Below are 22,418 nucleotides of genomic sequence, written 5' to 3' on the forward strand. Positions count from 1 at the left end.
CGGCTGCGTATCATCGCCGGGGATCTTGAGGGGAGGTGCGCCTTGCACGGTCGCGGAAGCGAGCGAGGGCTTCTCGCCGGGCTGCTCGGCCGGGTCCGCGCGGGCCGCGCCGAGGCGCTGGTCCTGCGGGGGGAGGCCGGGATCGGCAAGACCGCCCTCCTCGACGACCTCGCCGCGGCGGCCGGTGTGCCGGTCCTTCGGGCCACCGGCGCCGAGGCCGAGACCGGGCTGCCGTACGCGGGTCTCCACCAGCTTCTCCATCCCGCCCGCGACCGCCTCGACGGCGTACCCGACGGCCCTCGCGAAGCGCTGCGGGCCGCCCTCGGCCTTGCCGCTCCCGCAGGTGCCGACCGCTTCCTGGTCGGCTTGGGCGTTCTCGGCGTCCTGACCGAACTGTCGGCCGAGGGCCCGGTGTTGTGCCTGGTCGACGACGCGCAGTGGCTCGACCGTGAATCGGCCGACGCGCTGCTGTTCGCCGTACGCCGCCTGCACGCCGAGCCCGTGGGCACGGTCTTCGCCGCACGCGACGACGGCGGCGTCTTCCCCGCGCCCGGTCTGCCCGACCTCGTACTCGGCGGCCTTGCCCGCGACGCGGCCGAGGCCCTGCTCGGCGAGGCCGGACTCGACATCTCGGTCCGCGACCGACTCCTCGACGAGGCCCGCGGCAACCCGCTCGCGCTGATCGAGCTACCCCGGGCGCTGTCTCCCGAGCAGCGCTCCGGCGCGCTTCCTCCGCTGTCGATGACCTTCGGGGACGCCGAGGGCGCGCACGGCGCCGTCTTGCGCGGCTTTCGGCAGCGGATCGGGGCCCTGCCCACACCCGCGCGGACCTGCCTGCTCGTCGCGGCCCTCGACGGCACCGGCGACCGCGACACCGTCTTCGCCGCCGCGGCCGCACTCGGCGCGGGCATCGCCGACTTCGCGCTCGCCGAGCGGGCCGGGCTGTTGCACGTCGGCACCGCCCGCGTCGAACTGCGCCACCCGCTCGTACGGGTCGCCGCACAGACCGTCGCCGACATCGCCGAACGCACCGCCGCGCACTCGGCGCTGGCCGCCGCCGGTGAGGGAGACGGGCGGGTGTGGCATCTGGCGTCGGCCGCGACCGGCCCCGATCAGGCCATCGCCGCCGAACTGGACGGGATCGCCGGCCGCGCCGACGCGCTCGGCGCGCTGTCGCTGGCGTCCACGGCCGCCGAGCGCGCGGCGGACCTGTCGGCCGAACCCGAGTCCCGCACCCGGCGCCTGACCTACGCGGCCGCCGCGGCGCTGGAGGCGGGGCGCCTCGACCGCGCTGAGCGGCTCGCCCGCCGCGCCTCCCTCGGCGACGCCGACGCGGCCGCCGCGCGGCGTCTGGCGGGCGTGCGGGCGCTGCTGGAGTACGAGCGGGGCCTTCCGCGCACGGCGGCCGCCATCCTGGTCGACGAGGCCGCTCCCCTCGCCGCCGCGCAGCCCGCGCACCTGGCGTCCGTGCTCGCGCGCGCCGCCGTCTACACGTGGCACTGCGGGCACGGTCCGCACCAGAACCAGCTCTTCGACCGCATCGAACGGCTGCCCGGGCGACCGCCCGGATCACCGCTGACCGGGCTGGTCGGCGGGCTGCGCCTCACCTCCGCCGGGGACGTCGCGGCGGCCGTCCCCGCACTCGCCGGTTACGTGTCCGCCATGGACGACCCGGGCGTCCCATTTCCGCAGCGGCTCAGCGCCGCCCATGTCTCGCTCGCCACCGGCGACCACGACCGCACGCACGCGCTGGCCTGCGATCTCGTCGCCGTCTGTCGTGCCGAGGGCCGCATCACGCTGCTCCCTCAGCCGCTCGGTCTGCTCGCCGTCGCGCAGATGTTCCTCGGCGAGCACCGGGACGCCTTCGCCACCCTGCACGAGGCGCAACTGCTGGCCGAGGACACCGGCCAGCGACACCGGCGCGGCCATCTCGCGGGGCTGCTGTCATGGCTGCACGCCCTGTCCGGCGACGAGGAGCCGACCCGCGCGCTCGCCGGTGAGGCGATCGCGAGCTCGGCGGACGGCGAGCGGGCCGCCAACCTCGCGTGGGCGGTCCAGGGGCTGACCGCCCTCGACATGGGACGTGGCGACCACGAGGCCGTTCTGGAACGGCTCGATCGCGAGTCGGCGGGCCCGGCCCGGCACAGTCTGACCGTGCAGATCTACACCGCCGCCGACCACGTCGAGGCCGCCGTCCGTTGTGGACGGTCCGAGGCGGCGGCGAAACCGCTGGCGGGGTTCACGGCCTGGGCCGACGCGAGCGGGCAGCCGTGGGCGCGCGGGGTCGCGTTGCGGGCGGCGGCCCTGGTCGCGGGCGGAGACGAGGAGCTGTTCACCCGTGCGCTGGCCGAACACGCGCGAAGCGCGCAGCAACCGCTGGAGCACGCCCGCACCCGTCTGCTGTTCGGGGAATGGCTGCGGCGCAGGCAGCGCCGGGCCGACGCGGCGGCCGAGTTGAGCGCGGCACTGGAGGTCTTCGAGCGGGTCGGCGCCCGCGCCTGGGCGGCGCGGGCGGAAGGCGAGCTGAAGGCGACGGGCGTGCACGCGCGCGGCCCCGTCCGCAGCGACCCGTTGTCCGCGCTGACGCCGCAGGAACTCCAGGTCGTGCGGCTGGCCGCCACGGGCGCCTCGAACCGCGACATCGCCGCCCGGCTCTTCCTCAGCCCACGGACCGTCGGGTACCACCTGTACAAGGCGTTCCCGAAGCTCGGCGTCTCCTCGCGGGCCGAACTGGCACGGTTCGCTACCTAAGCACCGGCGCCGGCCGACTTAAGCGCGGCGACCGCCGGCCGGACCGGACAGGTGGCGCGACGGACGCGGGGACGGGGCGCGCGCCCATAGCGTCGGCCACATGATCAACCCCGATACCGTCCCCGTCTACTCGCTCGCCGAACGCGACCGGCGCTGGGGCATCGCCCGCGAGATCATGGCCGCCGAAGGCCTCGACGCGCTCATCGCCTACGGCGAGCACGAATGCGCCGACCTCGCGCCCTTCGCCCCCGACGCCTACTTCACCAACGACCGCCCCGGCGCGATCGTGATCTTCTGCCGTGACGCCGATCCGGTCGAGCTGACCTGGTCGGTGCTGCCCGTGCAGGACCACATCGAGGCGCGCAGGCGCGGCGACCGGCTGTGGATCGCGCCGGGCGACATCCGGGTCGCGCGGCACGCCGCAGGCGTCGTCGAGGTCCTGCGGGAGCACCGGCTGGAGAACGGCAACGTCGGCGTCCTGGGCCTCGATCCCTTCCCGCCCTTCCACATCAACCCGATCATGCCGTACCGGTTGTGGTCGGACGTGCTCGCCGAGCTGCCCGGGGTCACCTTCACCCCGGTGGGTCTGGGGTACCTGTTCGCGACGATCTGCCAGTCGGCGGAGGAGCTGGCCGTGATCGGCTACTCGGCCGCGGCCGGGGACGCCATGGCGCGGGCGATGCTGGAGGCGTCGGCGCCGGGTGTCGGTGAAGCCGACGTCTACGCGGCCGGGATGGCGGCCGCTTTCCGGCTCGGCGTGGCCGCGCCGGGGATGCTGCTGTCGAGCGGACCGGGATTCATCTCCTGGGGTCCGCCGGCCTGGTCCTACCGGCCGCAGGCGCCTCGCGTCCTCGAAGACGGGGACGTCGTCATGGCCGAGGTGTTCTGCCGCTTCGGGATGAAGGAGACGCAGCACCAGGTCGCCATCGCGATCGGCGAGCCGCACGCCGACATCAAGGCCGCCGCCGAGATCGCGCGCGCGAGCTACGAGGCCGGACTGGCCGCGGCCCGACCGGGCAACAGCTTCGGCGACCTCGCCGAGGCCATGATGGCGCCGCTGGCCGGGGCCGACGCGTGGAACATCCACCCGCTGGTGCACACGCTCAACCCGCTCGGGCCGGTCTGCGGCTTCGGCGCCGGACTCAAACGCGTACCCGAGGCTCGTGAGTACGGGCGGCTGTTCGAGCTGCCGACGATGGGCGGCGAACTGCCGCTGGCACCCGGGATGACCTTCGCGTTCGAGCCGAACGCCGTCGTCGGCGGCCGCGTGGTCAACCTCGGCGGCACCGTCGTGATCGGCGAAGACGACCCGGTCGAGCTCAACCCCTACACCGCACGACTTCTGCAGGCTTGAGAGGAACATGATGATCACCGTCGAGCACACCGCGGACTACCCCTTCCCGGCCCAGCGCGTCTTCGACACCGTCGCCGACCTCGCCGGCCATCCGGTCTGGCAACCCGAGGTCTTGGCCGTGTCCCCCGTTGACGACGATCCCGTCGCCGTCGGCAAGCGGATCCTGCAGACCCGCAAGGTCATGGGCCGCCGCACCGAGATCGCCCTGACCGTCACCGAGTTCGAGCCCGCATCGCACCTGGTCCTCGCCACCGACGCCGGCGCCGAACCGGGCGTCACGCAGACCTACACCATCACCGACCGCGACGGCGGCAGCCGCTGCGACTTCCGGCTGGAACTCGACGGCGTCCCCCGCCTGGCCGAACACCTCGCACGCGCACAGCTCAGCAGGCGGGTGCCCGAGCTGTTCCGCCGGCTCGCCACGGTCCTCGCCGAGGCATGAGGCCGCCGGGGCGCCTCTCGGGGCGTCCCGGCACCAAAGCCGTGTCTTGGCCCGTGGTCGTGTCCATCCCGGGCGTGGGTCTGGCGCGCGGCGGCGGTACGGTCCCCGCATGGCCAAGAGCGAGATCGACGCGATCACCGCCGAGTTCTACGGCGCCTTCGACAACCGCGGCGGCCGGACCGCCGACGTCGAGCGGATCCGCAGGCTGGTTCTGCCCGGTGGAGTGATCGTCGCGACGGGACCGAAGCTGACGGTGTACACCGTCGACGAGTTCGTCGAGCCCCGCCGCGAGCTGCTGTCCGACGGCCGCCTCACCGAGTTCTCCGAGTGGGAGACCGCCGAGCGCACCGACATCAGCGGGGACATCGCCGTCCGCTTCGGCGAGTACGGCAAGTCCGGGATCCTGGAGGGGGAGCCCTTCGAAGGACGGGGCAGCAAGTCCTTCAACTTCGTGCGGACTCCCGACGGCTGGCGCATCGCGGCCTTCTCGTGGTGGGACCACCCCGCGTAGACGATCGCGTTCCGCTCATGCGCGGGCGGCCGTGAACGGCTTCACCCGCCACCGCCGGGCTTGCGCCTCAGCGCACCCAGGCGTTCAGGAAGGCCCCGTACCCGACCTCCGCCGGAACACAGGTGCCGTCCGTGCTGTGCTCGAAGGGCACCACGCCCGCGCCGGCGAGCGGGATCTGGGCGAGCACTTCGCCGCCGGACGGCAGGTTCGCCGTCGCGCTGAGGGCGTGCAGCCACACGGCGCCGTCGGGAAGTTCGTCGGCGGCGGTCCGCGGGGTGTCCACAGTGCCCTTGTCGGCGGTGCAGGCGGTCAACGCCAGCAGAAGCGCGCCGGCGACGACGGCGAGACGCCGGGCCGTGCGGAACGCGGTGGGGTCAGTCGGCATCGGTACTCCCGGAGATCCATGTGCGCCGGGAAGACTCCCCGGGTGCGTTGGCGCGGCGATGCGGCCGGACCGCAGGACGCGTGCGGGTTCGGGCTTCGTGGGCATGTTTCCTCCCGGTCGAAACGACCTCGTCCGACGATGGGGAAGCAACGCAGCGATCAGCCTAAGGCGGCGGTGCGAAAACAGGTCATCCGGGTCCTTGATCCACGAACCATGCGAATCGGGAACTCCCTGCTCAGCCCGCTCGCCGACACCTCCAATCGTCCATTGTGGATCACCAATTCTCCTTGCCCGAAAGGGCATCGGCGCACTGAGAACGGGGCGGGCGATCAGCCGCCCAAACGCGTGTGCGCTTTCGTGTGCGGTCGGCTGTATCGCCTGGTGAGACTCTTGCTCACCGTCCAAGCAAGATCAGCCAAGGAGATCAGCGTCTCGCGTCTTCACCGCATCACCGACCGAGTCCTCGACAAGCTCGTCGGCCGCACCACCGCCGCCGCCGGCTGCTACGAGCAGGTCCAGGAATGCAGCTACGTCGCCTGCCAGAGCAACGGCCTCCGCCGTCGCTGTCGCACCTGCACCTACACCGGTTCGTCCTGCCAGTACAAGAGCTGCGGCGCGTACACCTACGGCGGCTGCATGCTGCCGTAGCGGCACCCCTGACGTGCGGGGCGGGGCGGCTTCGGGTGCCTGCCGAAGCCGTGCCGCCAAGCCGTAGGTCGTGCCCAGTCGGGCGCCGGCCTCCTTGAACCGCGACAAGCGGTCGAAGAACGGTCCGTCATCTCGCCTCCGGGGGAGAAGGCGGACCGTTCTCGTCGCCGGGCGAGCCCCGAGCGGACACCGGCGACCGGCTACGCGCCCGGCCGCCCCGTTGACACCTTTCCTCCACGCCGATAGCGTCGGCCACCGGTCTCGGCGCCGGACACCGCCGGGACGAACGGCCATCCGAGGAGGATGACGGTGAACGTATCAACGAGCCGGTTCGGCCGGCGCGCGCTCGGCCTCGGTGCGAGCGCGGGACTTTTACTGGGACTACTGGCTTCCGCGCCCCCGGCGGGAGCCGAAGCCACAACCGACGACATCTCCATCACCGCCGGCTCATCGACCTTCCCGCTCGCCGATCCCGACACGGTGATCGCCAAGGACGGTTCCTACATCACCTACGGCACGACCGTCGGCGCGGGCAGCGGCCAGCGCTGCGACGGCGCCACCGGGAAGCTCTACGTTCCGGTGCTGGCGCACGGATCCGGCAGCAATGTCGGGTTGACCGACTGCGCCTCGGGCGACGCCCTGCCGGGCGGCCCCGGCGCGTGGGCCGAGCCGGGCGGGGCGATCTGGGCGCCGGGCGTGGCGCGCTTCGGGGACCGCTACTTCATGTTCTACACGGCTTCCCGCAAGGGATCCGGGCAGAAGTGCATCGGCCGGGCGATCTCCACCAGCGCGCGCGGCCCCTTCCAGAACCAGGGCGAATGGTCCTGTCCCGGCGAGGGCCGCTGGGCGCTGGACGCCAACCCCTTCGTCGCGGGCGGGTCCCTGTACGTGACCTATCGCGACGACGCGATCGCCTCGGGCGCCGAGACCGGCATCTCGACGGTGCGCACCGACGGTGAGGGCCGGGCGGTGTGGGACACCCGCCGCGACATGCTGAAGAGCACCGACATCACCTGGGACACCGCGAAGACCGACGGCGGCACGCACGTCGTCGAGAACCCGTCGATGTGGAAGATGCCCGACGGCCACTGGTACCTCATGTACTCCGGCAACAATTGGGACAGCGCGCGGTACGCGACCGGCATCGCCGACTGCGGCACGACTCCGCTTCCCTCCAGCCGTTGCGCGCCGATGCAGGACGGCGTCGCGCGCCCCTACTTCGGGTTCACCGGCGAGGCGGGACTCGGGCCCTACCGCGGCCTGCCGCTCGACCGTCGCGGGCCCGGCGGCATGGACGTCTTCGCCGCCGCCGACGGGAGCCCGCGGGTCGTCTGGCACTGGTGGACCGGCAGCGGACGCCACCCCATGACCGGCGTTCTCAACCGCGGTGCCAACGGCTTCACCGTCACCTGAGACCGGCCGAACGCCCTCACACACAGAACGGCTTAGGACCATGGAATCGATCAGCAGAAGACGCGCGCTCGCCATCGCCGGCGGCGCCCTGCTCGGCGCGACCGGCGTCGCGGCAACCGTCGGCGAGGCCACGGCCGCGACGGCCTGGCGGCGCCTGGTCGTCGTGACCGCCAACATCGGCCGCGACGACCTGTCGCAGCGTGAAACGGCGATCCGCGACGTCCGGCACGCCGTCGACGGCGCCGACCCGCTCGTGGGCTGGCAGGAGATCGGCGAGGGCGACGACGACGGGCGGGAGCCCGCCTGGATCAACCAGTACTTCGGCGAGCGGTACCGCAACGCCTTCGAGTACGACCCGGCGGCGCACCGGGTGCCGATCTCGGTGCCGCGCGAGTTCAACATCGCCGACCGCCGCGTCACGCCCGTGCACGGCGGCAAGGAAGGCGTGTCACCGAACCGGGTGATCACCGAGGTCGTCCTGACGGCGGCCGACGATCCGGCGCTGTCGTTCGTGTTCGCCAACACGCACTACGTGGCCGGCGCCTGGAACGGCCAGGAGGACCCGTACGAGGACTGGCGCGACTCGATGTGGGCAGAGCACTTCCGCAAGCACCGCGACCTCGTGATCGCGCACTGGAGGGCGAAGGGATACCCGGTCATCTGGACCGGCGACTGCAACCGGGACCCGATGCCGCTGCTGCTCCCGAACCACGAGCAGCGGGCCTTCGGCGCGGGCATCGACCAGATCGCCTGGATTCCGGGGACCAACGGGACCGAACTGCGCCTCAACTCGACGAAGGTCGTACCGATGCACGTCGACGGTCACAACGCGCGGGTCGCGGTGATGAGCGTGCGGAGGGCGTGACCCCGAAACGGCCGCGGCCGGCACTCGCGAGAGTGCCGGCCGGGCCTCGGCGCCGGGCGGGTTCGCCGGCCCGTCAGACGGTGATCGTCCACTTCTGACTCGTCGTCGCGTTGCAGGCCAGCACCTTGAGCGTCTTGCCCTGCGTCTGCCCTGTCAGGCACCCGACGGCGGTGGCCACGATGAGGTAGGTCCCGTCGGCGTTCCGGTCGAGCCGCCACTTCTGGTTGGCGCCCGTCCCGGCGGTCCAGATGTGGGTGAACTTGCTGGTCCCGTCGTGGACCTTCGCCGGATCGGTGTTGCGCTCAAGGGACTTGCCCGTCGCCATCACCGGGATGATCCGGTAGGTGTCGTCGGAGTTCTTCTTGAGGTTCCAGCGCTGCGCCGGGTGGTCGTGCTCGGTCTCCAGCTTGACGAGCGTCCCGTTCGCGGTGCCCGCGTAGTCGAGGTCGGCGACGAGACCGCTGGCCTTGTTGGTGATCAGCGTGTTCGTCATCGGCATGCCCGGAGCAAGGCCCCCGATCAGGAACACGCTGTCGGCGATGTTCCAGTTCACGGCCAGGTAACCGCCGGCGACCGGGTTCGGGTTGAAGTAGGAGTCACCGGCGCAGTCCACCCATTCCACGAGCGGGTTCGGGCAGTCGATCAGCCCGCCGGGCGGGTTCGGGATGCCACCGTCGTCGTAGCACATCAGGTCGCCCCGGAGGTAGCAGTGGCTGCCCGAGGTCGCGTACGGCGCCTTCGGGTTCACCGCGCCCATCGTGTGCAGCAGCTCGTGAACGTCCACATTGGCGTTGTCGAAACAGGTCGTCCGCATCCCGACCATCGCCCAGCCGGACTGGTGGTTGTTGAGGTTCCCCGCGCCCGGAGTCTGGTCCTGCGATCCGCCGAAACCCAGACCGCAGGAGTCGTTCTCGGTCCACACGACGTACTTGCGGTCGGCCCGGCCGTATCCCCGGGCCTTCAGCGCGTCGACGACCTTGCCCTTGTCCGCGTCGTCCATGGCCGCCTGCGGGACCACCACGCGGGTGATCGTCGGCTTGCACGCGGCGTCGTGGACGAAGCGGAACTCCCGGCGTTCGCCCTTCTCCTCGGCGGACAGCACGAGGCGGGTGTTGAGGTTGACCGCCCGGGCGTCGAAGCGCGCGCGGTGCTCCTCCAGGCGGTCGGCCTGGCCGTCGCCGCGCACGTACAGCAGCTGCACTCGCCGGCCGCTCGTCCCGTCGCCGTCGCACGAGGGCGGCGCGTCGTCGAGGGCCGCGAACGGCCCGGCGCCCGAGTGCGCCGCCCAGTCCGGCGGGAGCTCGTCGTCGGCGACCGGAACCGATCCGCCGCCGGCGGGAACGGGCGGTTCGGTTCCCGCCGCGGCGAACGTCGTGCCGAGCAGCCAGACCGACAGCGCGGTCACGGCGACCAGGATCGTTCTATGAAGAGACCTTCGGGTGTGGGGCATGTCCGGCAGTATGTCCTATGTGGACTGTTGGGTGATACGCGTCGAGGGTCAAGTTCTCCTTAAAGGTCCGCGAGGTCCCGGTGCGCTCGTGAAGCCCCGTCACGGCCACCCGTAGACCACCACCGGCTCGTCGCCGCCGTAGAGGATGTTGCCCCACGGCACGCCGATCACCCGGTCGGGACTGGACGACGCGACGTACAGATGGGTCTCGCCGCCGTTGAGGTGGACGGTTCGCAGCAGCTCGTCGGACGGGATGCCGTAGAGGCCCGAACGGACCCAGACGGCACCGTCGAGTTCGCGGCTGAGGACGTGCACGCCGTGGCGCGAGCCGACCTCCCCGTCGCGGAACTCCCCGTCGCTGCCGACGGTGTGGACCACGACCCCCCACGATGTGTGGACGGCGTTGACGGAGGAACCGAAGCGGTCACCGGTCTCGGTCTGGCCCGGCACGCCGGGCGAGTCCTGGTTCACCGACACGCGCTGCGCCCACCCGGGGGAGGGGTATTCGAGGTCGAAGGCGTGCACCATCCCCGCCTGCTCGTCGACGCCGATGGACTCGTCGGGCACGCCGATGGCGAGGTCGTAGCCCTCCCCGGCTTCGCCGAAGGTGATCGCCACCGACCAGCCGAAGTGGTCGCCCGCCTCGGGAACACCGCTGACGCCGGCCTTGCCCTGGTCGATGTCGGCGACCGGCCGGGGCCTGGGCCAGTCGGGGTCGGAAGCCCCGGAAGGCCGCACGGTCAGCACCTGCACCAGTCCGGCGCCCGTGGTCGAGGCGATCGACTCATAAGGGACGCCGACGACGATCAGGTCGCGCTGCGCCGCCAGCGACCAGCCGAACTGATCGCCGTTCTCCTGCTCGCCGCCGATCCCGGGGGTGTCTTGATGGACGACCTTCGGGCGCGCGCCGCCGAGCAGGGTGACCGACCCGGAGTCGGTGGCGTTGTCGTCCTCGCCCGGTGCGCCGACGGCGAGGATCTCGTGCCGGTCGGGGTCCGAGCGCCCGCTGGCCAGCGACCAGCCGAACAGGTCGCCCGCCTCGGCGACGCCCGGGACGTCGGGGGAGTCCTGGTTGACGGTGTACCCGGCGAGGGAGACGCCCTCGGGCCCGCCCGGGAACACGGTGATCTGACCGGCCCAGGTGGCCGACCCGACCGATTCGCCGGGGGCGCCGACGACGAGGTACGGGTACTGGCTGTAGGGCGAGTACCAGACGGCCACCGTGTGCCCGAAACGATCGCGCGGCTCGGACACGTCGGGCACGCCGGGACTGTCCTGGGTGATGTAGACGTCGCCGAGGTCCCCGCCGTAGATGATCTTGACCGCGCCCGGGCTGGGGCCGGGCTCGTCCTCGCCGTCGGCGTTGTCGGGGATCCCCGTGACGACGTCGGGGTGGCCGTCGAGGTTGAAGTCGGCGCCCGCGGCGCGGGGCGGGTGGTCGGCGGCCGCCGATCCGTGGGCCGGCGACGATAAAGCGGTGAGGCAGGTGGCGGCGAGGGCGAGGGCACTGAGGGTTGCGCGACCGCGCATGGCGTCTCCCCGGGTCGGGACTGTTGTCTCGACCACGCCCCGGAGAGGGCGCAGGTTGCGCGGCGAACGGTGGACACCGGCTGAGACTTCTTCTCCGGCCGTGCCCGGCGGCACCGACGGTGAAGTGCAAGGATGGGGCATGGATCTGCGCCGGCGCTACAACCTGACCGTCACCGGACCCGACGACGGCCCCACCGTGGTCCTCGCCCACGGATTCGGCTGCGACCAGAACCTGTGGCGGCTGGTGGCGCCCATCCTCGCCGAGGATTTCCGCGTGGTGATGTTCGACCACGTCGGCTCCGGCCGCTCCGACGTCTCGGCGTGGAGCGCCGAGCGCTACGGCGGCCTGGAGGGCTACGCCGAGGACGTGCGCGAGCTGTGCCGCGGTCTCGGCATGGGCCCGGTGGTCTTCGTCGGCCATTCGGTCAGCGCCTCGATCGGCGTGCTGGCGGCGGTCGCGGAACCGGAGCTGTTCGCCGGGCTGGTCATGCTGGCGCCCTCGCCGTGCTTCATCGACGACCCGTCGACGGGGTACCGGGGCGGCTTCACCGCCGGCGACATCGACGAACTGCTGGAGTCGCTCGACAGCAACTACCTCGGCTGGTCGGCGACGATGGCGCCGGTCATCATGGGCAACCCCGACCGTCCCGAACTCGGCGAGGAGCTCACCAACAGCTTCTGCCGGACCGACCCGGCGATCGCGCAGGTCTTCGCCAGGGCCACGTTCCTGTCCGACAACCGCGAGGACCTCAGCGGGGTGACCGTCCCGACGCTGGTCGCCGAGTGCGCCTACGACGCCATCGCGCCCCGCGAGGTCGGCGCCTTCGTGCACGGCCGCATCACCGGCAGCGAACTGGTGACCCTCGACGCCACCGGCCACTGCCCGCAGCTGAGCGAGCCCGAGGCCACCGCCGCGGCGATCTCCGCCTTCGCCGCCAGGATCACGGGTCGATGACCCATGACGGCCGACCGCCGCAACGGTGACGATCCAGCCTTCGCCGCACTCCTGGAGGACAGTGCCGAGGACCTTTACGAGAACGCCCCCTGCGGCTACCTCTCGACGCTCCTCGACGGCCGGATAGCGAAGATCAACACCACGCTCCTCGACTGGCTGGGCATGAGCCGTGAGGAGCTGGTCGGGCGCAAGTACTTCTCCGACCTGCTCACCGTCGGCGGAAAGCTCTACCACGAGACCCACTTCGGGCCCCTGCTGCGCATGCAGGGCGAGATCAACGGCATCGCCCTCGAACTCAAGACCGCCGACGGCTCACGCCTGCCCGTCCTGGTCACCTCGGTCCTCAAGGCGGGCGGCGACGGCCGGCCGCTGCTCGTCCGCACGACGATCTTCGACGCCCGCGACCGCCGCGCCTACGAGGTCGAGCTGCTGCGCGCGCGGCAGATCGCCGAGAGGGAACGCGAGCGCCTCCAGCGCCTGACGGCGACGCTCCAGAAGACCCTGCTGCCCCCGAAGCTCCCCGACGTCCCCGGCCTCGACGTGGCCGCCGGGTATCACGTCGCCTCCGCCGACGAGGTCGGCGGCGACTTCTACGACCTGTTCCCGCTGGGCCCGGGCCGCTGGGGCATGTTCCTCGGCGACGTGTGCGGCAAAGGCGCCGGCGCGGCCGTCGTCACCTCCAGCGCGCGCTACACACTGCGCGCTGCGGCCGTCTACGAACCCGAAGCCGCCGCGGTCCTGGCCGACCTCAACAGCCTCCTCGCCCGGCAGTACAGCGGCCCCGAGTCGCGCTACCTCACCCTGCTGTTCGGAGTGCTCACCGCGCTCGACGACGGCTCCTTCGACGTCACGCTCGCCTCCGGCGGGCACCCCTCGGCGCTGCTCCTGCGGCACGACGGAACCGCCGACTACGTCCCCACGCCCGGCGGGCAGCTCATCGGCATCCTGCCCAACGCGCACATCACCACCACGAAACTGCGCCTCCTCCCCGGCGACACCCTGCTGCTCTACACCGACGGCATCACCGACGCCCACACCGACGGCGACCGCCGCTACGGGCCGGAGGCGCTGCTCGCCTTCGCCCGGCAGCTCGCCCCCGCCTCCCCGCAGGCGACCGTCGCGGCGCTCAGCGAGATCGTCGAGGGTTTCGGAGAGGGAGCCGACGATGACGTCGCCCTCCTGTCCGTCGGCGTCCCACGGAAGGCCTGAGGGCCCCGGCCGGGCCGCCTGTGGCATCGTGGCGCGGGTGACACAGGGACTTGATCTTTCGGTCGTGGTCGACGACGGCGTCGGGCTGCTGGAGATGAACCGGCCGCCCGCCAACCACTTCGACGAACACCTCATCGGCCTGATCGTCGACGCCGCCCGCGAACTCGACGACGACCCCCGCTGCCGGGCCCTGGTGCTGGCCTCGCGCGGCAAGCACTTCTGCGCCGGCGCCGACTTCGGCGACGGGGGCGCCTTCGCCTCCGACCACGCGGGAGTCGCCGCCCGCCTCTACCGCCGCGCCGCGCAGCTCTTCGAGGTCGAGACGCCCATCATCGCCGCCGTGCAGGGCTCGGCCGTCGGCGGCGGCCTCGGTCTCGCCTGCGCCGCCGACTTCAGGGTGGCCGACCCCGCCACCAGGTTCGTCGCCAACTTCGCCCGCCTCGGCTTCCACCAGGGGTTCGGCCTGAGCGTCACCCTCCCCGAGATCATCGGCCGCCAGGCCGCCGCCGACCTGCTCCTCACCGGCCGCCGCGTCGACGGCACCGAGGCCCACCGCCTCGGCCTCGCCGACCGCCTCACCGAGCCCGGCGCGCAGCGCGAGACCGCGCTGGCCTGGGCGCGCTCGATCGCGGCCGCCGCGCCGCTGGCCGTGCGCTCCATCCGCGCCACCCTGCGAGCCGGCCTCGCCGACCGGGTCCGCGAGGCCCTGGACCACGAACACGCCGAGCAGTCCCACCTCTGGCAGACCGCCGACGCCGCCGAAGGCATCGCGGCGAGCCTCGCCCGCCGCGAGCCGGTGTTCCGGGGGGAATGACCCGGCGGCATAACCCGTTGCCCGCCACCGACACCCGCAGCATTCTGTCGCGTATGTACACAGACGCCGACGCGGCCGCCCTCTACGACGTCCTGAACCCCTGGGATCCCGCCCGGTACGCCTCCGACCGCTTCTACTACGAACACGTGACCTCCGCCGGCTCCGTCCTCGATCTCGGCTGCGGTACCGGCGCCATGCTGGCCCTCGTCCGCGAACGCGGGCACCCTGGCCGCCTCACCGGCGTCGACCCCGACCGCGAGGCGCTCGCCTTGGCCCGCCGCCGCACCGACGTCGAGTGGGTCGAAGGCACCGCCGCCGACGTCTCACGCTGGCCGGGGGAGTTCGCGCTGGCCACCATGACCGGCCACGCCTTCCAGTTCCTCCTCACCGACGACGAGCTGCGCTCCTCCCTCACCGCGGTCCGCACCGCGCTGGCCGACGGCGGCCGCTTCGTCTTCGAGACCCGCCACCCGCAGGCCCGCGCGTGGGAGTCGTGGAACCCGTCGAACGCCGCCGACGTGACCGACGCCGACGGCCGTGAACTGCGGGTATGGCACGAGGTCGAGACGGTCGCCGGCGACATCGTCACCTTCACCGGCACCACCGCGGACCGCGACGGGACCGTCCTGCGCGTCGACCGTGAAAGCCTGCGCTTCCTCAGCGCCGAAGAGCTCGACGCGTTCCTCACCGAGGCCGGCTTCACCGTCGAGTCGCGCCACGGAGACTGGACCCGCGGACCCCTCACCGACGCCAGTCGCGAGATCATCACCGTCGCCCGCAGATAACGACGCGCACCCCGACGCGCCACACCGGTCGACCGCATGCGGCACAATCTGCGTTTGTGCGTCGATCACTGCGGCATCCAGCCCGTATCGTGCCGCTCGGCTTCCTGGCCGCGATAGCGGTCGGGACCGGTCTGCTCATGCTGCCCATCGCCCGCGCGGGCGAAGGCGCGGCCCCACCGCTCACCGCGTTGTTCACCAGCACGTCCGCGGTCAGCCTCACCGGCCTCATCACCGTCGACACCGGCACCTACTGGTCGCCCTTCGGGCAGGTCGTCATCCTGGTCCTGGTGCAGGCCGGCGGCTTCGGAATCATGACCGGCGCGTCCCTGCTCGCCCTGCTCGTCGCCCGCCGCCTGCGACTGCGCGACCGCATGAGAAGCCAGATGGAGACGCGCGCACTTGCCCTCGGCGACGTTCGCAGCGTCATCATCCGCACCGCCGTGCTCACATTCACCGTCGAGGCCGTCGTCGCTCTCATCCTGATCCTGCGGATGCGCGGCACCTACACCGACAGTTGGGGCGAAGCCGCCTGGAACAGCGTCTTCCACTCCGTATCGGCGTTCACCAACGGCGGCTTCTCACCGCACGCCGACAGTTTCACCGAATTCGCCACCGACCCGTTCATGTGCGTGCCGATCATCCTGGCCGTCATCATCGGCGGTATCGGCTTCCCCGTACTCGCCGACATTTTCCGGCGCGGCACGCCCGCCGCGAAATGGAGCATCCACACCAAGCTCACGCTTCTGGCGACCGCGGTCCTGCTCCTCACCGGTTTCAGCGCCTATCTGGCCCTCGAATGGGACAACCCGGGAACACTGGGTCCAATGGGGGCACTGGAGAAGATCCTTCCGGCATTCTTCTCCGGTTCGATGCCCCGAACCGGCGGCTTCAACTCCATCGACATCAGCGCATTGCGGCCCGAGACCTTGGCCATCACCGACGGTCTGATGTTCATCGGCGGCGGCTCCGGCGGCACGGCCGGCGGCGTGAAGGTCACGACGTTCTTCCTGCTCGCCTTCGTCATCTGGGCCGAGGTGCGCGGCGAGCCCGACGTGTCGATCTTCCGCCGGCGCATCACCCACACCGTGCAGCGGCAGGCTCTCACCGTGGCGCTGCTCGGTGTCGCCGCGGCGGCGACCGGAACGGTCGCGCTGCTGTTCTTCACGAGTTTCTCGCTCGACCGGGTCCTCTTCGAGGCCTTGTCGGCTTTCGGCACCGTGGGCCTGTCCACCGGGATCACCCCCCATCTCAACGGGGCGGCCCAGCTGGTGCTCATCGTCCTTATGTACATCGGGCGGGTCGGCACCATCGCCGTCGCCACGGCCATGGCGCTGCGCGTCCGCGGCCGCATGTACCGCTATCCAGAGGAGCGACCCATTGTCGGCTAAGAAGAAACGCCTGCTCCAGCCCGACTCGGGCACCGTCGCCGTGATCGGCCTCGGCCGCTTCGGCGGCGCCGTCGCCGACTCCCTGGTGAGGCTGGGCCACGAGGTCCTGGCCATCGACGAGCGGGCCGAGATCGTCCAGCAGTGGTCCGACCGGCTCACCCACGTCGTCCAGGCCGACGCGACCGACGCGACGGTCCTCGGACAGCTAGGCATCGGCGACTTCGACCGGGTCGTCGTGGCCATCGGAACCGACATCGAGGCGAGTGTGCTCACCGTTCTCGCCGTCGAGGAAGCCGGTGTCTCGGAGATCTGGGCGAAGGCCATCACCGCCAAACACGGCCGCATTCTCCACCGGGTCGGCGCCCACCACGTCGTATATCCGGAGGCTGCGATGGGTGAGCGGGTCGCGCACTTGGTCACCGGTCGCATGATCGACTTCATTGAATTCGACGACGGATTCGCCATCGTGAAGACGCGTCCCCCCGCGGAGGCTCTTGGCCGTACCCTCGCGGAGGCGCAGTTGCGCACCAAGTACGGTGTCACCGTCGTCGGAGTCAAACGACCGGGCGAGGATTTCACCTATGCCCGGCCGGAAACCTCGATAGCCGAAGGCGACTTGATCATCGTCTCCGGTCCGACAATGCAAGTGGAGACCTTCGCCGCCATTACCTAAAGTAGTCAGTCGGCTTGAGTCCGTGACATTTCGAATGCGCACAGTGGACGCCTGACTTCGTAGGGTGAAATACCGCCCCCGGACTTGAGCGGGTGCGGCAAGGCGGCCAGGATATCCGTGGCACCCGCTGAGTTGTCCGCAAATGAGAGCGAGACCGCATCATGGCCCGTGGCGATTCGTCCAGGCGCGCGACTGTGCAATCGGTCCGCGTGCAGCTAATGCTGCCCATCGTCATCGCGCTGGTGGGCCTGGTCGCACTCGGAACGATCCAAGTCCGTAACGCGCTGATCGAAGCCGATGACGCCGACCGCGCCCAGGTTCTGGCCACCCTCGCCGGCAGCACCTCGAGCCTCGTCCAGGAACTGCAGCGAGAGGCGAACGAGACTCTCGCCTACGTCCAGCGCTCCGGCGCCTCACTCGCCGCTGGCGGTGTCGGCAAGCCGCTGCTGGACTCGCAGAAGGCCCGTACGGACCAGACGCTCGAGAAGTTCATGACCGCCGGCGAGTCGGCCGAGAACGCCGCGCCCGACCTACGCGGCGCCGTCACCAGCGCACGAAGTTCGTTGCTACAGCTGGAGACCGCGCGCACCGAGGCCATCGCGGCCGACCTGAACTCCCGCACCAGCGGTCTTAACGAGTACAACAAGATCGCCGTACAGATCCTCCTGGTCGCCGACAAGCTCCCCGACCAGATCGCCAACCCCAAGCTGGCCGCACAGGCCCGCGCGACCGCCGCGATCGCCACCGCGAAGCAGTTCACCGCACACGAGCTGATCCTGGTGCGCGACATCCTCGCCGAGGGCAAGTACAACCCCACGAAGCTCGCCGAGGTCGCCGACGTCGTCGGTCAGACCACCGAGCGCATCGGTGAGTTCTACCGCTACGCCGACCCCGGCATCCGCTTCAACTACGACCAGATCGCCCAGACGATCGACTTCGACAACGTCACGAAGTACCGGATGACGGTCCTCAAGGGCATCGACTCCAGTGAGGTCGCCTGGAAGGAGATCGCGCCCGAGGCGTGGACGGTCGCGATGAGCAACACGCTCCTGCGCCTCTACTACGTCGAGCTCGACGTGACGACGTGGATGGAGACCAGCGCCTCGGAGCTGACCATCTCCGCCCAGCAGCGAGCCCTCGCGACGGGATCGATCGCCCTCGGCGTCACCACGGTCACCCTGACCATCGCGATCCTGTTCGCGGTGCGGACCTCCCGCCGACTGCGGGTCCTGCGCCGCAACGCGCTCACCGTCGCCGACGAGAGCCTGCCCGGCGCGGTGGCCGACGTGGCCGCGGCCGGCAACTCCGACGAGGTCGGCCGCCGACTGCGACTCGCCATGGAATCGGCACCCATGTCGCGCGCCAACCGCAACGACGACGAGATCGGTCAGGTGGCCGTCGCCTTCGACGCCGTCCACGAACAGGCCCTGCGGCTCGCCGCCGACCAGTCGCTGCTGCGGCTGGACGTCGAGGCCCTGTTCATCGCGCTGGCCCGCCGGGGTCAGAGCCTCGTGCAGCGCCAGCTGCGCCTCCTCGACGAGTTCGAGGAAGCCGAGACCGACCCGGACGTGCTGGCCCGCCTGTTCGCCCTCGACCACCTCGCGGCCCGCATGCGGCGCAACGAGGAGAACCTGCTCGTCCTCGCCGGCGGCGACCCCGGTCGCCGCTACACCACCCCCGAACCGGTCGCCAGCGTCGTTCGCGCAGCCGCCGGTGAGATCGAGGACTACACCCGCGTCGAGATCGACGGCGCCGGCGACGTGCCGATCACCGCGCACTCCGTCGGCGACCTCGTGCACCTGCTCGCCGAGCTGCTGGAGAACGCCGCGGTGTTCTCCCCGCCGACCTCGCAGGTGCGCGTCACGGTGCGCCGCAGCGTCAACGACCTCGCGATCTCCATCGCCGACGAGGGCATCGGAATGCCGCCCGAGCAGCTGGAGGCGGCCAACGAGCGCCTCCGCGAGCCCTCGGCGCTGACCAGTGCCACCGCCGGCACGATGGGCCTGCTCGTGGTCGCGCGACTCGCGGCCCGGCGCGACATCGAGGTTCAGCTGCACAGCACCGCCGGCAAGGGAACCCTGGCGATGGTCCGCGTCCCCGACGCGATGATCGCCACCGACCGGTCGGTCGACACCTTCGACGACCGTCCCCCGCTCGGCGCCGGGCTGGGGCGAGACCCGCTCCCGCCGCGCGCCTCGCGGCCCATGCCGATCGCCGGTCGCCCCCCTGCGGCCGTCGTCGACAACGGGCAGCGGCCCCGCGCCATCGCCGCCGCCCCCGAACCGCGTCCGGTCGTCATCCCCGAACGCCGGCCCACGCCGGTCACCGACCAGCGCGTGCCGCGCCCCCGCGGCGCAGACGAGCGTCCCCCCACGCAGAACGTCGGCGCCAACGGAGCACTCGGCACCGACATCGTGCCGACGGGATGGTTCCGCCCGACCACCGGATCCGGAGACACCCCGGCGCTCCCGCCGGGCTCCCTCGAGTGGCGCAGCGGCCCCAGCGATACGGCGTACGCTCAAGTTCAGCGGGTCCTTGCCGAACCGGCGGCGGAAGCCGCGCCCGCCACCACGGGCGGCCTCCCCCAGCGTCGCCCGGGCGCGCGTCTGCTCCCCGGATCGATCGACGACTCCCTCCCGGCCAACGGTCGGGGCCGCAAGGTCCCCACCGCCGCGGAGATCACCGGAAGCATCGACCCCGACGAGATTCGAGCCCGACTGTCCGGCCTGGCCAGCGGCACCGCCGCCGGCCGTGAGGACGAGCCGGTCAGCGGGCGCGTCCCCTCCAGCTCGACCATGCAGTTGCGTTCCAACAACCCCCAATCCCACTCCCGAAGGACGGACCAACGATGACTCGATCGATGCCGCCCGGTAATGGCGCACACGCGGGCGCGGTCGGTGAGCTCGACTGGTTGCTCACCTCGTTCACGCAGAAAGTGCCCGATGTCGCGCACGCCCTGACGGTCTCCGTGGATGGTCTGGCCCTCGCGGCCTCGGCCGGACTGCCGACCGACCGCGCCGATCAGCTCGCCGCGATCACCAGTGGCCTCGCAAGCTTGACGACCGGTGCCTCACGGGTACTTGCCGCCGGGCGGGTTCGCCAGGCCGTTGTCGACATGGACGGCGGAGTCCTGTTGCTGATGGCGGTGGGGGACCGCGCACAGGTCGCCGTACTCGCGGCCGCCGGTTGTGACCTTGGACTTGTCGGCTATGAGATGGCTCTGCTGGTCAAGCGCGTAGCCAGCGCACTTGAACCCGCGATCCGCCGGGCCGCGGGCAGCGCCCCGCCGGTGGGAGAGCGTTGATGGACCGTCGCCGACTGTTCCGGCTCACCGCCGCGCTCGGCTCCGCCGGACTCACCTCCTCGCTGCTCGCCGCCTGCTCCGACGCAGCCTCGGACAAGCCCCAGAACTCCGCCACCGCGTGGAACAACGGCCGCCTGGCCATCGGCACCGGTGGTACCAGTGGCGTCTACTACCAGTTCGGCGGTGCCCTGGCCGACGCCATCAACAGCGGCCTGCCCGGTGCGGTCGCCACGGCCCAGCCGACCGGCGCGTCGGCCGACAACGTCCGGCGCATCGTGCGCGGTGACGCGGCGATCGCCCTGTCCGGCGACGGCGTACCCGCCGACGCCTACAACGGCACCGGCGCGTTCAAGGACATCAAGCAGCCCGTCCTGGCGCTGGCGTCGGTCTTCCCCGGCGTCTTGCACCTGGTCGTCCGCAGCGAACTGGGCGTCGACGAGGCGACCGGCGCGCCGCGGCCGAAGATCACCAACGTCCAGGAGCTGGCCGGGCTGCGGGTCAGCCGCGGCGGCGCCGGTTCGGGCGACGACCTGTTCTCCAGGCGGGTCCTCGAAACGGCCGGCCTGAGCGTCGAGGACGACATCGTCTCGGAGAACATGGCGATCACCGACGCCCTGGCGCGGATTCGCATGCCCATCGACAAGGAAGACGCCGTCGACGCGGTCTTCGCCTCCAGTGGTGTGCCGAACTCCGCGATCGCGACGATCCTGTCCGAGGGCAAGCACCACCTCGTTCCGCTCGGCTCCGTTTCGGAGCTGATGCGCAACAACTACGGCGGCTACCGTCCCTCGACCATCCGCGGCGAGGGGTACAAGATCGACGACCTCGCCTCGGTCGAGGCGCCGACGCTGCTGCTCGTCAGCGACAAGATGCCCGAGGATCTCGCCTACGACATCACCCGCGTGTTCTTCGAGTACCAGAAGAGCATCGGCGCGCTCGTTCCCGTCGTCAACGACATCACCAAGGCGACGGCCGCCGACTCCAGCCCGGTGGCACTGCACCCGGGTGCGGCCAAGTACTACAAGGAAAACCCCTGACCGGTGCGGTCCCGGCGGCAGGACTCGCGCCGGGACCGCACCGTCATGGACGCCACGTCGTGGTGACGGCCAGCCTGCGCCGCCATTCGGCCACCGCGGCGGCGCGCGCGCCGGCCGCTCCCTGCGGCCCGGCCGGGGACGCGCAGAAGTCGAGCAGCTCCCGGATCCTCGCCAGCATCGCGCCCCGCCGCTCGGCCCAGGCCGGAGCCTGCGTGCCATAGCCGTGGAACAGGTGCGGCATCGCCTCGACGCAGTCGGGGTGGTGCATCCGCACGACCCACTCGCACCACGCCAGGTCCTCCACGGGCCGGCCGAGGCGCGCCCACTCCCAGTCGAACACCGCGGTGACCTCGCGCCCCTCGGTGTCGAGAAGCACATTGTTGGGCCCGAAATCGCCGTGCACGAGCACCGTGCGCCCTCGGGCGGCGTCGTCGGGCGTCCTCGCGAAGGGCAGTACCGCCGCCGGCACCGCGTGGACGCGCGCCAGTACCCGCCCGCACGCTGCGAGGACGCGCGCGGCCGTGTCGGGATTCAACATGTCCTGACCGTGCGTGCCGGGCATGTGTCGCATCGTGATGTAATCGTCGCCGACGTCGCGTACCGCCGGAACCGGTACGACCGAGGCGATCGCGCGCAGGACCGAGGCCTCCCGCGCCAGACGCCCGGCGACCTGCGGTCCGGTGAACCTCTTGGTCACCCAAGAGCCGTCGCTCGACGTGAGGTTCGTGTACCCGTGCGGCAACCGGTCCCCGGTGGACTCCATGGCCACGCATGATGCCAGTACGCCACGCCGATCTTTTTGGCAACCCCGACAACGCGTAGAGGACCCGGAACGCTATTCTGCGATCGCTGGGCCAGCGGCATGCCCTGCCGCGGACCGCCCACATTGAGACATCGCCACAGG

The 22,418-nt window shown here is 71.4% G+C and carries 20 protein-coding genes; 16 read left to right on the plus strand and 4 right to left on the minus strand.

Features of this window, described 5'->3' with window-relative positions; all coding sequences use genetic code 11:
* The first annotated feature begins 42 nt into the window (after positions 1-42).
* The 4 genes from AB0I28_RS27900 to AB0I28_RS27915 all read left to right on the plus strand — a co-directional run bounded on the left by AB0I28_RS27900 (position 43) and on the right by AB0I28_RS27915 (position 5,058).
* Positions 43-2,751: a LuxR family transcriptional regulator gene (locus tag AB0I28_RS27900; protein ID WP_357498181.1), complete on the plus strand. Its 2,709-nt coding sequence runs from the start codon at positions 43-45 to the stop codon at positions 2,749-2,751.
* A gap of 100 nt (positions 2,752-2,851) precedes the next feature.
* Positions 2,852-4,105 carry a M24 family metallopeptidase gene (locus AB0I28_RS27905; RefSeq protein ID WP_357498182.1) on the plus strand — a complete coding sequence of 418 codons (1,254 nt, stop codon included), beginning with the start codon at positions 2,852-2,854 and terminating at the stop codon, positions 4,103-4,105.
* A 7-nt stretch (positions 4,106-4,112) separates the two neighbouring features.
* Positions 4,113-4,547, plus strand: a complete 435-nt coding sequence (locus AB0I28_RS27910; RefSeq protein ID WP_357498184.1) for an SRPBCC family protein — start codon at positions 4,113-4,115, stop codon at positions 4,545-4,547.
* Positions 4,548-4,656: 109 nt separating this feature from the next.
* Positions 4,657-5,058, plus strand: coding sequence for a nuclear transport factor 2 family protein (locus tag AB0I28_RS27915; RefSeq protein ID WP_357498186.1), 402 nt, complete (start codon positions 4,657-4,659; stop codon positions 5,056-5,058).
* 67 nt (positions 5,059-5,125) lie between these two features.
* Here AB0I28_RS27915 and AB0I28_RS27920 read toward each other — a convergent pair whose 3' ends face one another.
* Positions 5,126-5,443: a hypothetical protein gene (locus tag AB0I28_RS27920; RefSeq protein WP_357498187.1), complete on the minus strand. Its 318-nt coding sequence runs from the start codon at positions 5,441-5,443 to the stop codon at positions 5,126-5,128.
* A gap of 381 nt (positions 5,444-5,824) precedes the next feature.
* Here AB0I28_RS27920 and AB0I28_RS27925 point away from each other — a divergent pair, with 381 nt between their 5' ends.
* The 3 genes from AB0I28_RS27925 (at position 5,825) to AB0I28_RS27935 (ending at position 8,369) form a co-directional block, all read left to right on the plus strand.
* A complete protein-coding gene (locus tag AB0I28_RS27925) occupies positions 5,825-6,091 on the plus strand; it encodes a hypothetical protein (RefSeq protein ID WP_357498189.1) in 267 nt (88 codons plus the stop codon).
* Positions 6,092-6,400: 309 nt separating this feature from the next.
* Positions 6,401-7,504, plus strand: a complete 1,104-nt coding sequence (locus AB0I28_RS27930; protein ID WP_357498190.1) for a family 43 glycosylhydrolase — start codon at positions 6,401-6,403, stop codon at positions 7,502-7,504.
* 40 nt (positions 7,505-7,544) lie between these two features.
* Positions 7,545-8,369: a hypothetical protein gene (locus tag AB0I28_RS27935; protein WP_357498192.1), complete on the plus strand. Its 825-nt coding sequence runs from the start codon at positions 7,545-7,547 to the stop codon at positions 8,367-8,369.
* A gap of 73 nt (positions 8,370-8,442) precedes the next feature.
* Here AB0I28_RS27935 and AB0I28_RS27940 read toward each other — a convergent pair whose 3' ends face one another.
* A complete protein-coding gene (locus AB0I28_RS27940) occupies positions 8,443-9,819 on the minus strand; it encodes an RICIN domain-containing protein (protein WP_357498194.1) in 1,377 nt (458 codons plus the stop codon).
* A gap of 99 nt (positions 9,820-9,918) precedes the next feature.
* Positions 9,919-11,349, minus strand: a complete 1,431-nt coding sequence (locus AB0I28_RS27945) for a hypothetical protein (protein WP_357498196.1) — start codon at positions 11,347-11,349, stop codon at positions 9,919-9,921.
* 139 nt (positions 11,350-11,488) lie between these two features.
* Between AB0I28_RS27945 and AB0I28_RS27950 the strand changes: the two genes are divergently transcribed.
* The 9 genes from AB0I28_RS27950 to AB0I28_RS27990 all read left to right on the plus strand — a co-directional run bounded on the left by AB0I28_RS27950 (position 11,489) and on the right by AB0I28_RS27990 (position 21,514).
* Positions 11,489-12,304 carry an alpha/beta hydrolase gene (locus AB0I28_RS27950; protein WP_357498199.1) on the plus strand — a complete coding sequence of 272 codons (816 nt, stop codon included), beginning with the start codon at positions 11,489-11,491 and terminating at the stop codon, positions 12,302-12,304.
* Positions 12,305-12,307: 3 nt separating this feature from the next.
* Positions 12,308-13,513 carry a SpoIIE family protein phosphatase gene (locus tag AB0I28_RS27955; protein WP_357498201.1) on the plus strand — a complete coding sequence of 402 codons (1,206 nt, stop codon included), beginning with the start codon at positions 12,308-12,310 and terminating at the stop codon, positions 13,511-13,513.
* A 37-nt stretch (positions 13,514-13,550) separates the two neighbouring features.
* Positions 13,551-14,327 carry an enoyl-CoA hydratase/isomerase family protein gene (locus AB0I28_RS27960; protein WP_357498203.1) on the plus strand — a complete coding sequence of 259 codons (777 nt, stop codon included), beginning with the start codon at positions 13,551-13,553 and terminating at the stop codon, positions 14,325-14,327.
* A gap of 53 nt (positions 14,328-14,380) precedes the next feature.
* Positions 14,381-15,112 carry a class I SAM-dependent methyltransferase gene (locus AB0I28_RS27965; RefSeq protein ID WP_357498204.1) on the plus strand — a complete coding sequence of 244 codons (732 nt, stop codon included), beginning with the start codon at positions 14,381-14,383 and terminating at the stop codon, positions 15,110-15,112.
* Positions 15,113-15,168: 56 nt separating this feature from the next.
* Complete coding sequence (locus AB0I28_RS27970) at positions 15,169-16,500, plus strand: potassium transporter TrkG (RefSeq protein WP_357498206.1); 1,332 nt, start codon at positions 15,169-15,171, stop codon at positions 16,498-16,500.
* Positions 16,490-17,173, plus strand: coding sequence for a TrkA family potassium uptake protein (locus AB0I28_RS27975; RefSeq protein WP_357498208.1), 684 nt, complete (start codon positions 16,490-16,492; stop codon positions 17,171-17,173). The genes AB0I28_RS27970 and AB0I28_RS27975 overlap by 11 nt, the downstream gene beginning before the upstream one ends.
* Before the next feature lie 218 nt (positions 17,174-17,391).
* Positions 17,392-20,025 (plus strand): nitrate- and nitrite sensing domain-containing protein, encoded by a 2,634-nt coding sequence (locus AB0I28_RS27980; RefSeq protein WP_357498210.1) that lies wholly within the window; start codon positions 17,392-17,394, stop codon positions 20,023-20,025.
* On the plus strand, positions 20,022-20,477 hold the full coding sequence (locus tag AB0I28_RS27985) for a roadblock/LC7 domain-containing protein (protein ID WP_285661342.1): 456 nt from the start codon (positions 20,022-20,024) through the stop codon (positions 20,475-20,477). Before AB0I28_RS27980 ends, AB0I28_RS27985 begins: the two co-directional genes overlap by 4 nt.
* Positions 20,477-21,514 (plus strand): TAXI family TRAP transporter solute-binding subunit, encoded by a 1,038-nt coding sequence (locus AB0I28_RS27990; RefSeq protein WP_357498212.1) that lies wholly within the window; start codon positions 20,477-20,479, stop codon positions 21,512-21,514. The genes AB0I28_RS27985 and AB0I28_RS27990 overlap by 1 nt, the downstream gene beginning before the upstream one ends.
* 43 nt (positions 21,515-21,557) lie before the next feature.
* On the opposite strand, the gene AB0I28_RS27995 is transcribed toward AB0I28_RS27990, so the two are convergent.
* Positions 21,558-22,277 carry a phosphotransferase gene (locus tag AB0I28_RS27995; RefSeq protein WP_357498214.1) on the minus strand — a complete coding sequence of 240 codons (720 nt, stop codon included), beginning with the start codon at positions 22,275-22,277 and terminating at the stop codon, positions 21,558-21,560.
* Positions 22,278-22,418: the final 141 nt, after the last annotated feature.

It is taken from the genome of Phytomonospora sp. NPDC050363 (assembly GCF_040655735.1).
In the GTDB taxonomy this organism is placed as follows: Bacteria; Actinomycetota; Actinomycetes; order Mycobacteriales; family Micromonosporaceae; genus Phytomonospora.